The sequence below is a fragment of the Sphingobacterium detergens genome (assembly GCF_003610355.1).
Taxonomy (GTDB): Bacteria; Bacteroidota; Bacteroidia; order Sphingobacteriales; family Sphingobacteriaceae; genus Sphingobacterium; species Sphingobacterium detergens.
The window spans coordinates 42,329-56,643 of sequence record NZ_RAPY01000006.1 but is presented as its reverse complement, the minus strand read 5'-3'; the positions used below and the strand labels follow the sequence as shown (position 1 = coordinate 56,643).

Below are 14,315 nucleotides of genomic sequence, written 5' to 3'. Positions count from 1 at the left end.
ATCGATAAAAAATAGAAGTCTGATAAAACCAAAGCGTAAATAATATTTGCAAACAATACTTTTTTATTTACGCGGGTTCTAATCAGCCATTAAAAGACAAATAAATAGCATGAAAAAAATAACATTGTCAATTGCATTATTAATCTTATCAACTTTAAGCACATTTGCACAGGATGACGTTGATATGGCAACGGGCTTACGTAGTGAGGGCAAAATCTATGTGGTTGTTCTTGTGATGTTGGTCATTTTTCTAGGTCTAGCCTTCTTTCTTTTCTTGCTCGACCGTCGTATAACGAAGTTGGAGAAAAAGAATAAATAGTCAAATATTTATCGCGCACCATGATTATCAGTCAGTTCAGAAATTACACACCAATAAATATTCTATTTTTATCCCTTGTGGGTTTTGTACTATGCCTTGGCATATTCTTACATGTACCGGATAAACTTGATTCTGTGATTTTTGAACCTGCACTTGGAAATCTACTGGGAGAAAACAATTTAATCAACCTCTCGCCAGCGACCAACGTCTTCATCACACTGATCCTGACCATTTTTCAGGCAACGATACTGAATCGGATCACAAGCCATTTCAATTTACTGGGAAAACCTAGTTTTTTGGTTGCATTGATGTATATGACGCTGGCCAGTTTATTTTTACCCTTTCTGGTTCTGTCTCCCACTCTCATCTGTAACTTTATTTCGATCTGGATGTTGAGCAAATTGCTTTCCCTCTATCGTCAGACAGATGTAAAGGCAGAAATGTTCGATCTAGGGATGATTGTCGGGATAGGAAGTCTGATCTACTTTCCTTTTTTGAGCATGTTCTTCCTACTTTGGATCGCCCTACTTATTTTTAGGCCATTCAATTGGCGCGAATGGATCACACCACTATTGGGGTTGGCTACAATCTATTTTATATTGGGAGTAATCTATTTATGGGTAGGAAAAATGGAATTATTTTACACCATATGGTTGCCATTCACCTACAAATTCCCAACGGCTATCCGTATTCAATTATTTGATTACCTGGTATTGGTTCCTGTACTCTTTACACTGATCCTCTTCTTGTTGATCCTCAAAGATAATTTTTTCAAGAGCATTGTGCATATCCGAAAATCCTTTCAGTTGTTATTTTTCATGTTATGCTTGGCTGTAGCCTCCTTTTATTGGAATAAGAAATTAACTGAGGCACACTTTTTACTCTGTGCTCCCCCGATTGCGATTTATATGGCCTACTACTTCACCTACGCCAAAAAGAAATGGTTTTTCGAGGTCGTGTATGCAATCATCGCATTAACCATAATCTACTTTCAATTTTTCTAAACATTTGTACAACAGGTGTTTAACCTTTTTTAACAAAATCGGCTTAACAAGCTCACAAAAATTGAATAGTTTTGTATGCGAATAAAAGCAAAGAACATTTAATTACACGAGTCAAAAAACTCAAAGATTTCACAAAAACTAAATAAACATTAGTTTCTCAATTTTATAGATTGACCATGCAGAAACGCTTTATAAGCTCTCTAAGAAATAAATCACTCCAACTGTTGTTAGCAGGTGGAATTTTAGCTAGTTCTACTACCGCATTTGCCCAAAAAACGACATCCGCTTCACCTTATTCTCAATTGGGGATAGGTCAGATACGTGAAGATTTATTACCTCAGTATAGAGCTATGGGGGGGATTAATACAGGTATCCGTACATTCGACGGTGTATACAATACCAACCCAAGCAATCCTGCATCTTACTCTGCAGCGCGAGTGAGTATTTTTGATGCCGGTCTATATGGCAACTACACCCAACTAAAATCAACAACTAGATCTGCAAATACCGCTGATTTTGCATTTAGTCATATCACGATGACCTTTCCGATGAAAAAATTCGGCGGTATCAGTATGGGGATATTGCCATTCTCGGATGTGGGTTACCGAACAAGTTCACAGGAAAGTATCAATTCGCAGACCTTCAACAAGGTTTTTACTGGTGAGGGAGGCCTCACAAAAGCTTATGCAGGTTGGGGGGTACGTGTTTATAAAGGATTGAGTATCGGTGCGAATATGTCTTACCTATTTGGTACATTAAATGACTATAGCCGCGTTGAATTTCCTTTATCCTCTGGAGCTTTGAATCCGCAACGTCAAAATAAACGTGAAATCCAAGGTATTATTTTTGATTACGGTTTACAATACGAACAGCCTATAGGTAAAGAATATGCCTTGACCTTTGGTTATTCGGGATCGCTAAACAACGATATAAAAGAGCGAGCAACAATCATTGATACCAGAACTCAGCCATCATCAGATCCTGACAATCAAAATATTCCAATCGATACAACTTATATGTCTGATAGAATCAGCAGACATTTGACACTTCCTTTAAAGCATAATGTGGGTATTACCCTTGCGCGAAGTGGCCGATGGTTGGTTGGTGCAGATTTCAAATATGCGGATTGGTCAAGATTCCAGGTCAGAAATGGTGAAGGCGAGTTACGCAAAAATTATGGCGTAGCAGTTGGTGGACAATTGACTCCAGACAGATCATCTCTTAACTATTTAAAACAAGTGGATTATCGTCTTGGATTCAGATACAACAAAACACAGTATTTTCAAGCCGGCGAAAACGTTAATGATATGGCTGTGACTGTAGGTGTGGGCTTACCATTAGCTAGAACGCTATATTTAGGTGCATTTTCCAAAATCAATTTATCGGCAGAATTTGGTCAAATGGGTAAAGTAGCCAATGGCTTGTTACGTGAACGTTATATCAACTTCAATATTGGCTTTACGCTAAATGACCGTTGGTTTAGAACAAATCCACTTGACTAAGATAATGGCACGCAAAGTATCTGCAGCATCCATATTACAAAATATATCGCCCCTGGTAATTCAATTTTTGCTAGGGGCGCTCTTATTGACTTCCTGTGAGCCAGACCTAAAGGAAGTCGACCGGATCGCCAACTTAAAAAAAGAAGAAGCTGTGGACATATCACGCCATGTCGATGTTATCTATAGTGATTCAACCCGGGTTAAAGCGAACCTAACCGCACCTGAAATGCGGATCAAACACGATAGTACAGAAGTCTATGAGTTTCCAAAAAGCATAAAAATTATCTTCTATGATGAGAAGCTAAAGGAAACACAACGCATTACCTCTGACTATGCAATCAGGAAAGAAAAAGAGAAAATAACCGTCTTTACCAAAAACGTCGTTGTCACCATGGCCGATGGGTCTATTATGAAAACGGAAGAAATCGTTTATGATGAAGGAGCTAAGGACCCCAATAAAACTTTTTACAACAATGTTCCTGTCCAGGCATTCTTTAAAGATCAAAGGGGAAACCTACAGGGATCATCTTTTACATCCGACAAAGACCTGCAACATGCCAATATACAGAATGCAACTGGTGTTGTTATAATCAAGGATAACAGTCTATTTCCATCCATAGGTAGATAGAGCGATTATACTTTCATTGGCCTCCCTACGATCATGTTATTTACTAGCCTAAAGATATGTACCTGCAAGTAGATCCCGTAAGCAACTCTGTCACAGATTTCTTAAAGGATATTACCGTCACCTGATCAAGACCCTCTCCAATAAAAAATAGCGTAATACAAATACTTTTCAAATTTGTTTTATTACATTCAGGAAAATATTCCGTTTTTTTTTATAAAAATTGTATCTTGCACCGCATTTTGCTATGCTATGCATAAATTAACGAAATACAAGTATTTACACAATATAAACACAATAAGCAGACTATGGGATTAATGGGCTTTTTGCGTAACAAAGCTGGTGTCATCTTGACCGCAGCCATGGCTATCGCAATTTTAGCATTTTTACTAGGCGATGTCGTTCGAGGAGGGGCTCCTTTCTGGGCTAGACATCAAAATCGTGTAGGGGAAGTCAACGGAACTGAAATTGAATATCCTGCGTTCAACCAACAGGTAGAACAAGCAGAAGAAATGTTCAAACAACAAATGGGTGGCGCTGTTACTCCTCAAATGAGAACATACGCCGTACAACAGGTTTGGAATCAATTCTTATCCAGAGAAATCTTGAGAAAAGAGATTGAAAAAATCGGTTTGACAGTAGGTAGTAAGGAATTAAATGATCTAGTACAAGGGCCAAATCCTTCAGCTCAGATCGTTCAGGCATTTACGGATCCACAAACTGGACAGTTTAATCGTGGTCAGTTGTCGACTTTTATAAGCCAAATCAACACAGCTGGCAACCAAGCCATGGCTGATCAATGGGAAGCTTTACTTGGGGGTGTTAAAGATGAACGTCTAAGCAGCAAGTATGGCGAATTGCTTTCGAACAGTGTATACGTAACTTCATTGGAAGCAAACGAAGAATACCAAGAACGTAATAAATTGGCGAACTTCAAATACATTCTTTTAGACTACGCTTCTGTAAAAGATGCTGAGGCTAAAGTGACTGACGCCGATTTCCAAGAATACTATAATGAACATAAAAGCATGTTCAAAACACAAGAGGAAACACGTGCAATCCAATACGTTACGGTAGATGCAAAACCTCTTGCAAAGGATTCATTGGCTGTAAAAGAAGCGATTGACAAGTTAAAACAAGACCTTATTGTTGCAAAGGATGATTCATTATTTGCATCTATCAATTCGGACAACAAGTATCCTTTCACCTATGTGAAAAAAGGCCAATTGAGTCCTTCTTTGGATTCAGTAGTTTTCAATGTCGCTGCAGGCACTACAGTAGGTCCATTCCTAAGCAATGGTGCTTACGAAATTGCAAAAGTGGTTTCAACTGTGGTAGGTCCCGATTCTGTAAAGGCTTCGCATATCCTATTGGATGCTACTGCTGAAGGTGGTGTTGACAAAGCTTTGGCAAAAGCTGATTCAATCAAAGGGCTGATCCAAAAAGGAGATAACTTTGCAGCTTTGGCTATTCAGTTCAGTAGTGACCCTGGAAGTAAAGCAAATGGTGGTGAGCTTGGTACTTTCACAAGAGGCCGCATGGTACCTGAATTTGAAAAAGCAGTATTTGAAGGTAAAGCCGGAGACATTAAAGTTGTAAAATCTCAGTTTGGTGTGCACATTATCAAAATTGAGAAACAAATCGGTACAGCAAAATACGCTAAGGTCGCTATCATCGATAAAGTAATCAATAGTGGCAAAGAGACTTTAAATAATGCACACAGCAAGGCAACAGCTTTCTTATCTGCTGCAACTGCTCAAAACTTCGCACAAGAGGCTAAAAAACTTGGTTTAGAAGCCAAAACTGCATCACGTGTTACTGCAATGGACAATGTACTTGATGGTACTGAAGCACCTCGCGATTTGATAAAATGGGCTTTCGAAGCTAAAAAAGGTGATATCTCAGATAAGGTATTTGAAACTGAAACTTCTTATATCCTAGCGAGTTTAGTGAATGTACAACCAAAAGGGGTACTTTCGTTGGACGCTGTGAAAAAAGATATCGAGCCTGCAGTTAAAAACATGGTTAAAGCTAAAGTCCTAAAAGAAAAATTTGGCAAAGCTTTAGCTGGAGCTTCTTCAATTGACCAAGTGGCTCAAAAAGTAGGTAAATCGGCTATTCACGTAGAGAATGTGGTATTTGCCAATCCTGTTATTCCGGGTGTAGCCTTAGAGAACGCTGTAGTAGGTACAGTCTTTGGACTTCAACCAAACAAACCTTCTAAAGCAATTGAAGGAAACACAGGTGTATATGTCGTACAGGTAAATGGTTTCACAAATCCATCAGCGATCTCTGATATCAATGGACAAAAGAAACAAATGCTTGCAGCTAAAGCACAACGTGCTTGGGGATCTATTTTCCGTGCATTACAAGACAAAGCTGAAATCATTGACAATAGAGTGAAATTCTTTTAGAAGATTTTTAAGTAAATTTGTAGCCGGACGAATTATCGTCCGGCTTTTTTTTGATAGAATAGTTATGGAAATTCAAACAAATATTGTCAATAAAGTTGCACAAAGTGGATTAGTGACAGTTGATCTGGCAGATTATCATCCAAAGACCGACAACGTCCTATATGATATCAAGGATAATTTGTTCCATGGTCTAATGTTAAGGGAAAAAGATTTCCGCGAGTTCATCAAAACACACGATTGGTCACAATATACAAATAAGCATATCGCCATAACCTGTAGCGCAGATGCTATTGTCCCAACATGGGCTTATATGCTACTGGCAAATAAGTTAGAGCCATATGCTTCGACCATTGTCTTTGGCGATTTAGATGAACTGCTACGTATACAGTATGCCGCCGCTATTGATCAAATTGACATGGAACAGTTTCGGGATCAAAGGGTAGTTGTTAAGGGCTGTGGAGATACTTATATCCCTGAATCGACATTTGTCCAATTCACGGTGAAACTCAGCAAAGTAGCGAAAAGTATTATGTATGGAGAACCTTGTTCAACGGTTCCAGTTTTTAAAAGAAGTCCTCAAGCGCCAAAAGCAGCTGACAAACAAGTATAAGCAGCGGGCTCATGTGGGTTTCATCACCTTAAAGAGACAATTTATTCTGATGAAATTAACATCTCTTTTTCAAACAATTTTCGTAAACTTACGTACATGAAACTTATATCGACATTGCTCCTTTACTTATCAGTTTTTGTAAGTACAGTTTTCGCTCAGGATTTACCCCATTTAAAAGAATCTGCATTTAAAGGTGGAGAGAAATTAAAGTATAAACTCCGCTATGGAATTATTTCAGCTGCAACGGGAACGTTGACTGTTGGCGATACGAAAGACGGATTTGGGAATCCCTCCTTTCATCTGTATGCCGCGGGTAAAACAGCAGGAGCTTTTGCCATCTATACCGTAAGAAACGAATACAACTCGTATATAAATAGCAAGACGTTTTTGCCTTACTATTATACAGAAAACATTCGTGAGGGAGGTTACAGACGGAATGACAAAGTACGTTTCAATCAGGATACACGTACGGTGAACGGAAATAAAGGAACATTTACATCCAAGGTGGATCAGACCTTTGATTTACTATCGTCCTATTATTTCGCTCGCAATCTGGACTTAACTTCGGTCAAGCCGGGTGAATCCTTTAAACTGACTTACTTTCTGAATGATGAAATAGCCACCTTGGGCATACAGTATATTGGAATCGAAAAAATAAAAACAGAATTGGGCACATTGGAATGCCTAAAATTCAGTCCCGAAATTAAACCGGGACGTATCTTTAAAAAAAATAGCAAGCTTTATCTCTGGGTAACCAATGATGGTAACCGTATTCCAGTGAAGGCCAATGTTGATATTTTAATTGGCTCTGTTACCTTAGAACTTCTGGAAGCGAGTGGACTAAAATATAAATTGGGGCAAAAAGCAAGCTACTCAAAATAATTAGAATGATTGAAGTAGGAAATGTGTTGGTACATGAAGATCTGATTAACAATGATTTTGTGTGCAACCTATCAAAATGTAAAGGAATATGCTGTATCGAGGGGGACTCGGGAGCACCTTTGTTAGAAAGTGAAAAAGCAATTCTGGAGGAAATATACCCCAAGGTAAAGCCTTATATGACGGAGAAGGGCATTGAGGCCATCGAAGAACAAGGGAAATACGTCATTGACGTAGATGGTGATCTAACCACGACATGTGTTGATGGACACAAGGAATGTGCTTATGTAACCTGGGAAAACGGCATTACCAAATGTGCAATCGAAAAGGCTTATGAACTAGGTGAAATCCACTGGCGGAAACCTGTTTCCTGTCACCTCTATCCTATCCGTACAACACATTATCCGGAATTTGACGTCCTTCATTATGACCGTTGGCATATCTGCAAAGACGCTTGTAGTTTTGGCAAAGAACTACAGGTGCCCGTATATAAATTTCTAAAGGATCCCCTGATCCGTACTTATGGAGAAGAATGGTACAAAAATCTTGAGCAAGCAGTCGATGAGTTGTAACAAAATTACTATCTTTAAGCTTTAACTTTTTTGGTGTTTCATTCCAATTCATGTCAAAATTAACAGAGATCCAACGCCCTATTATCCACGAACTTGAAGCTTTTGAAAAGAAATTCAAAGCATCGATGAAAAGCTCCGTTCCTTTGTTGGATCGTATCACGCAATATCTGATCAAGCGTAAAGGCAAACAAATGCGACCGATGTTTGTATTTTTTTCGGCGGGCATCTGCAATGGGATTAATGAATCTACCTACCGCGGTGCTGCTTTGGTTGAATTACTGCATACAGCTTCGCTTGTTCACGATGATGTCGTGGATAACTCCTACGAACGTAGAGGCTTCTTTTCAATCAATGCACTCTGGAAAAATAAGATTGCAGTACTGGTTGGTGACTTTTTACTGTCAAGGGGTTTGCTACTCTCTGTCAAACATCAGGACTACCATCTATTAAAAATTGTTTCGGAAGCGGTTGACCAGATGAGTGAAGGGGAATTACTCCAGATCGAAAAAGCGCGTAAACTGGATATTGAAGAATCCATATACTTTGAGGTCATCCGGAAAAAAACAGCATCGTTAATTGCTTCCTGCTGCGCCTGTGGATCTGCGTCATCCAATGCGGATCAAGAGACGGTAGAGAAACTGCATCAATTTGGAGAGAAAATTGGTATTGCTTTTCAGATAAAGGATGACTTATTTGATTTTGGTTTGGATGACGTGGGTAAGCCCCTGGGGAATGATATCAAAGAGAAGAAAATGACATTGCCGCTGATCCATGCCTTAAATCAGACAAGCTCCAGCGAAAAGCGGCGAATCATTAATCTGGTTCGAAACCATAATGAAGACCCCAAAAAGGTTGCTGAAGTTATCGATTTTGTACGCAACAGTGGCGGATTAGCCTATGCAACAAACAAAATGCTGGAATATCAACAAGATGCATTTCGTATCCTAGAAGATTTTCCAGATAGCGAATACAAAGAAGGATTACTTCAATTAGTAAAATATACAACAGAAAGAAAAAAATAATGAGTCACGAATTAATGTTTTTTGGAGGTTTCCTGATCTTCATTGCACTGATGCTAGCCATTGACCTTGGACTATTTTCCAAGGGCGATAAACCCGTTAGCTTAAAGACTGCCGCAATCATGAGCGCTGTATGGGTATTATTCTCATTAGGCTTCTATTGGCTGCTCCGTCAGTATGGATTTGAATTACATAATATACAAGACCTAAACCATCTGCAGGAAGTCATTACAAAACATCACCACGATATTAAAATTATCCCTGGCGATCTTGCTGCAAGTTTAGCAGTCTATAATAACAACTTAGGTTTGGAATATTTAACGGGATATGTTGTTGAGTATGCTCTCTCTGTCGATAATATTTTTGTGATGGTACTGCTCTTCACATCATTTGGGATTCCCGAAAAATACTACCATAAAGTTTTGGTATGGGGGATTCTGGGCGCTATCGTCATGCGGTTTCTGTTTATATTCCTTGGCGCAACCTTAATCGCTCAATTTGGATGGATTCTATATGTCTTTGGTGCTTTCTTGGTGTTCACAGGTGTCAAGATGTTTATCAATCGGAACCAAGAAGAAGAGGTCGATCCTCAAAACCACCCTGTTGTCAAATTTGCGTCCAAATATTTCAAGGTAACCCCAAAATTAGATGGCGGTCACTTTTTCCATATCGAGAATGGTGTAAAATACATGACACCCCTATTTTTGGTTTTGTTAGTGATTGAATTTACCGATCTAATTTTCGCAGTGGATTCTATTCCCGCAATTTTCTCGGTTACCAAAGATCCTTATGTGGTATTCTTCTCTAATATTTTCGCCATCCTTGGATTGCGCTCCATGTTCTTCCTATTGGTCAATATTATCCATAAGTTCCAATATTTAAAAGTCGGGTTAGCTTTTCTATTGGTCTTCATTGGTCTGAAGATGTTATTGCATCACTGGTTGGCAGAGGTCGGCTTTACAACGACGCATTCGCTGATTGTGATCATCGGTATACTTGCCCTAAGTATTATCGCTTCGCTACTCTTTCCAAAGCATAAAGAGATTTCCCAATAAAAATAAAAGCAAAGGGTCGTAATTTTTACGACCCTTTGCTTTTCAATATTTTAGCCTAGTTTTTACTCCTCCTTTCCTGTGTCAAAAGGACCTAAATTATAGCCCATTTTTAAGAACAATTATTTTACAGAGGAATTTGCCTTACTAAATTTTATTTATTTAATTTAGCACCACTTTAAATTAACAAAATACTAACAAATGAATTGGAATAAATCGATTGTACTAGCTGCCTCTCTTTTTGCAGCTTCATTCCAAGTACAAGCACAGGACAATTTGATCAATGCCCTAAAAGCAAATCAAAATGACAATAGCAAATCTGGATTTACATTTACAGAAGTTATCAATTTAGGTAATACTTCGATCAAGAATCAAGGTTCTTCGGGTACATGTTGGTCTTATTCAGGAAACTCTTTTCTAGAATCTGAAATGATCCGTATGGGTAAAAAACCTGTTGAGATTTCTCAGATATATACAGCACGTAATACGTACTTAGATAAAGCACGTACCTATGTACGTCTTCACGGTGGATTATCATTGGGTGAAGGTGGTCAATTTCATGATGTATTGAATTCATTCCGCAAATATGGTACAATGCCACAGTCAGCCTATACAGGCCTTCACTATGGTACTACACTCAACAACTTTGGTGAAATGACATCAATGCTTGACGCGATGCTAGGCTCGATTGTAAAAGGGAAAGGTTTAACTCCAAACTGGGAAAAAGCCTATACCGCAGCAATGGACTCTTACTTAGGTGAAGTTCCTGAAAAATTTGATTACAATGGCAAATCCTATACACCACGTACCTTTGCTGATCAGGTAATTGGTATCAATCCAGATGATTATGTTGGTATTGCTTCAGTTACTGACCACCCTTATTATAGCCAATTCGTGCTATTAATCCCAGATAACTGGTCATTTGATCGTTTCTACAATGTTCAGATGAATGATTTAACAGATATCATTGACAACGCGCTGCAAAAAGGTTATACTGTCGCTTGGGCAACTGACGTTTCAGAAAAAGGATTCTCCTGGAAAAACGGTGTTGCGTATGTTCCAGAAAAACCATTCGAACAAATGAGCGATCAAGAAAAATCAAGCATGTTCGTTGGTCCTAAACCAGAAATGAAGATCACACCTGAAGAGAGACAAAAAGCTTTCGACAATTGGCAAACAACAGACGATCATGGTATGCACATCGTCGGTTTAGTAAAAGATCAAAATGGTAAAGAGTATTATATTGTTAAAAACTCTTGGGGAACATCCAACGACTACAAAGGTTACTTGTATGCATCCAAAGAATTTGTACGCTATAAAACAACTTCTTTGCTGTTACATAAAGATGGTCTGACAAAAGATTTAAAATCGAAGATAAATATCAAATAAGCGATTTATCCATCGTTTAAAACACCTCTGAAATTAATATTTCAGAGGTGTTTTTGTTTTCAGATTAATTTGATAACTTAAACATAATTATGAATCTAGTTGTTCAGTGAGTTATGAGAAGTATAATCGCATTATGCCTTGCAATTTTATTTGGGAATTTAGCACATTGCCAGACCAAAGGGGTGAAATTTGTAGAAGGATTAAGTTGGAAACAGGTCAAAGAAAGAGCGAAGGCAGAAAATAAGTTTATCTTCGTTGAACTTTTTGCGACATGGTGTGGCCCCTGCCAATTTATGAGTAATGAAGTGTTCCCCTTGGAACAGGTTGGTCAGCCCATTAATCAAAATTTCATTAGTATCAGAGTCCAAATGGACTCCACCGAAGCGGACAATGCTGCTGTCAAAAAGTGGTATGCTGATGCACGTGCTATTTCCAATGAGTACAATATCCAATCTTTTCCAACTTTTTTGATTTTCAATCCAAACGGAGAAGCTGTACACCGGATTGTTGGCGCAAACGATGCGCCTGAATTTGTCAACCATGTGTCGGACGGACTTTATCCCGAAACACAGTATTATACCTTGTTAAAAAAATTTGAGAAAAGACCGCAGGACATCTACACTGCCAAACAGATGTTAAAAGCGGCAAATATCGCTTATGACGAAAGCACCGCGCGTAAAGCTGAAAATACTTTAGCCAATTCTTTGGGCACTGATGAACTTTTTAAAAAGGAAAACGTACATATTCTTCTGGCGGCAGCCAAGTTTACAAATTCAAAAGCCTTTAACCTAATCCGCAACAATAAAGAAAAAATAGATATTTTGCTGGAATCACCGGGGATCGCCAATCGTACGCTCGCGAATGTGGTTGTTAATGAGCTTTTCTTGATTAAAATAGATGCTAAACATGAACCCAACTGGGATAGTTACCAGAGTGAGCTGTCAGCAAAATATCCGGACATAGATTTCGTTCCGATGTTTAAAAAGATCAAAGCACACTACTATCTTCAGGTCAAGAATTATGTGGCTATGAAAAACACCATCAATGATTACCTCTCATCAGAGGATTTCACAGCACATCAATTGAACACCTTTGCCTGGACAATTTTTAATAACAGCAGTGACCCCGAATGTATCGACGCAGCGATCAGCTGGAGCAAAAAATCGATCATAGAAGATCCCAGCTCCGCATTCTTAGATACATACGCCAACTTACTTTATAAAAAAGGTGAAAAAGATAAGGCGATCAAGTGGCAAAATAAAGCCATAGAGATGGCCAGTGACGACGATCGACCGATCTATCAGGAAACATTGGACAAAATGACCAAAGGGATAAAAACCTGGGAAAATTAGATATTGACGAGAAAGAGGTCTATTTATTTTCCGATGGCATTTCGAGTTGGAATAGATTTAAGTCACTAGATTCTTCAATTTTTTATAACATCAACTTCAGCGATCCCGTATCTGAACTTTGAAGTATATATTCATGCAGGAAATCGTCGTTCAGCAGTTGGGTGATAAAAGTCCATGAAGCCATCTGTTTTGTTGGTCGGGCTTTCATTCCATGGAATCACCACTTATTTTTTCAAGATAGTAAACTCCCTGATTAATTTTTTTTATAAAACTTTTCTTGATAGTGATTTTATTCAGTAAATTAACACCTAAATATCAACGGATTATGAGAAAATTAATTTTAATGCTATTCTTGGTTCCAACATTACTATTCGCTCAGAGTGAGGGTGTAAAATTTGAACATGGCCTCAATTGGAATCAAATCAAAGAAAAGGCAGCTAAGGAAAACAAATTTATTTTTGTTGATTGTTTCACCACTTGGTGCGGCCCCTGCAAGTACATGACAAGCACAATCTTCCCACAGGCGAAGGTCGGCGATTTCTTCAATGCCAAATTTGTCAATGCCAAAATCCAAATGGATAAGACTAAAGAAGACAATGAAGAAGTAAAATCCTGGTACACCGAAGCAGATCGTTTTGCCAAAGACTATAAGGTAGTAGCCTATCCTACTTTCTTGATCTTTGATTCAAAAGGCAATCTTGTTCACCGCATTGTAGGCGGTGGTGATGCGGATGGCTTTATTGCTAAAGCCCAAAAAGCACTGGATCCGAACAGCCAATATGAAACCCTATTGGCAAAATTCAATGCTGATCCACAAAATACAACAATTGCAAAAGCTATGGCTGCGGCTGCAAAAGATGCTTATGATAAAGAAACACAGGCAAAGGCTGAGGGCGTTGTATTATCTTCGTTATCAACAGACCAGATCTTTACAAAAGACAATGTGGAGTTATTGCTTTCTTCGGCGAGCATCAAGGATTCGAAAGCATTTAACTTAATAAAAGACAACCCAGCCAAGTTTGACGCCATCAGTGATAAGGTTAAAGCAAATGATTTCTTAGCTAAACTATTGATCGGTGAAGCTGTCAATACCAAAATACAGGCTAAAGAAGCTGTAGATTTTGCTGCTATCGAAAAAGAACTGGCGCAGAAATACCCGACGGTCAATACCGAAAAAGCGAGTCTGGAAATGCAACCGCGTTATTTCTCTTATACCAAAAACTATCCTGGACTGAGAGACAGTTTTAACAAGTATATTGCCAAATACGGTTCGACCATCACTGCAATGGAATTAAACCAGATGGCTTGGTCTATCTTTGAAAACTGTGATGACCCAGCTTGTTTAAAAGCGGCTTCAGAATGGAGCAAATTATCACTGGAGAAGGAAAAAGATACACCGATGTACCTCGATACCTTTGCCAACCTGCTTTATCGTCTAGGTAACAAGGATCAAGCAATCAAAACACAAGAGAAAGCGATCTCATTGTTGACTGCAAACGATAAAAAAGAGGATTATGTTGCAACGCTGCAAAAAATGAAAAAAGGCGAAAAAACTTGGGAATAAGTAATATTCAGAAA

At 38.6% G+C, this 14,315-nt stretch carries 13 protein-coding genes; all 13 read left to right on the top strand.

The window, feature by feature from the left end; all coding sequences use genetic code 11:
* The first annotated feature begins 109 nt into the window (after positions 1–109).
* The 13 genes from DFQ12_RS23035 to DFQ12_RS22975 all read left to right on the top strand — a co-directional run bounded on the left by DFQ12_RS23035 (position 110) and on the right by DFQ12_RS22975 (position 14,301).
* Complete coding sequence (locus DFQ12_RS23035) at positions 110–319, top strand: CcmD family protein (protein ID WP_077437990.1); 210 nt, start codon at positions 110–112, stop codon at positions 317–319.
* A gap of 134 nt (positions 320–453) precedes the next feature.
* Positions 454–1,323 (top strand): DUF6427 family protein, encoded by an 870-nt coding sequence (locus DFQ12_RS23030; protein WP_244211829.1) that lies wholly within the window; start codon positions 454–456, stop codon positions 1,321–1,323.
* A 176-nt stretch (positions 1,324–1,499) separates the two neighbouring features.
* Positions 1,500–2,825 carry a BamG family beta-barrel-assembly machinery protein gene (bamG, locus tag DFQ12_RS23025; RefSeq protein ID WP_120261409.1) on the top strand — a complete coding sequence of 442 codons (1,326 nt, stop codon included), beginning with the start codon at positions 1,500–1,502 and terminating at the stop codon, positions 2,823–2,825.
* Positions 2,826–2,829: 4 nt separating this feature from the next.
* Positions 2,830–3,453, top strand: coding sequence for an LPS export ABC transporter periplasmic protein LptC (gene lptC, locus DFQ12_RS23020; protein ID WP_120261408.1), 624 nt, complete (start codon positions 2,830–2,832; stop codon positions 3,451–3,453).
* Positions 3,454–3,758: 305 nt separating this feature from the next.
* Positions 3,759–5,864 carry a peptidylprolyl isomerase gene (locus DFQ12_RS23015; RefSeq protein ID WP_120261407.1) on the top strand — a complete coding sequence of 702 codons (2,106 nt, stop codon included), beginning with the start codon at positions 3,759–3,761 and terminating at the stop codon, positions 5,862–5,864.
* Positions 5,865–5,928: 64 nt separating this feature from the next.
* Positions 5,929–6,474 carry a DUF2480 family protein gene (locus tag DFQ12_RS23010; protein ID WP_167457340.1) on the top strand — a complete coding sequence of 182 codons (546 nt, stop codon included), beginning with the start codon at positions 5,929–5,931 and terminating at the stop codon, positions 6,472–6,474.
* A 96-nt stretch (positions 6,475–6,570) separates the two neighbouring features.
* Entirely contained in the window at positions 6,571–7,356 is a 786-nt protein-coding gene (locus DFQ12_RS23005; protein WP_120261405.1) for a DUF3108 domain-containing protein, read from the top strand.
* A gap of 5 nt (positions 7,357–7,361) precedes the next feature.
* Positions 7,362–7,925: a DUF3109 family protein gene (locus tag DFQ12_RS23000; RefSeq protein WP_120261404.1), complete on the top strand. Its 564-nt coding sequence runs from the start codon at positions 7,362–7,364 to the stop codon at positions 7,923–7,925.
* A gap of 50 nt (positions 7,926–7,975) precedes the next feature.
* Entirely contained in the window at positions 7,976–8,947 is a 972-nt protein-coding gene (locus tag DFQ12_RS22995) for a polyprenyl synthetase family protein (protein WP_120261403.1), read from the top strand.
* Positions 8,947–9,999 carry a TerC family protein gene (locus tag DFQ12_RS22990; RefSeq protein ID WP_120261402.1) on the top strand — a complete coding sequence of 351 codons (1,053 nt, stop codon included), beginning with the start codon at positions 8,947–8,949 and terminating at the stop codon, positions 9,997–9,999. Before DFQ12_RS22995 ends, DFQ12_RS22990 begins: the two co-directional genes overlap by 1 nt.
* Positions 10,000–10,197: 198 nt before the next feature.
* The gene (locus DFQ12_RS22985; RefSeq protein ID WP_120261401.1) at positions 10,198–11,385 is read left to right on the top strand and encodes a C1 family peptidase; all 1,188 of its coding nucleotides are present in this window, start codon (positions 10,198–10,200) and stop codon (positions 11,383–11,385) included.
* Between the two features lie 113 nt (positions 11,386–11,498).
* Positions 11,499–12,737: a thioredoxin family protein gene (locus DFQ12_RS22980; protein WP_120261400.1), complete on the top strand. Its 1,239-nt coding sequence runs from the start codon at positions 11,499–11,501 to the stop codon at positions 12,735–12,737.
* Positions 12,738–13,062: 325 nt separating this feature from the next.
* Entirely contained in the window at positions 13,063–14,301 is a 1,239-nt protein-coding gene (locus tag DFQ12_RS22975; protein WP_120261399.1) for a thioredoxin family protein, read from the top strand.
* The last annotated feature ends 14 nt before the right edge of the window (positions 14,302–14,315 follow it).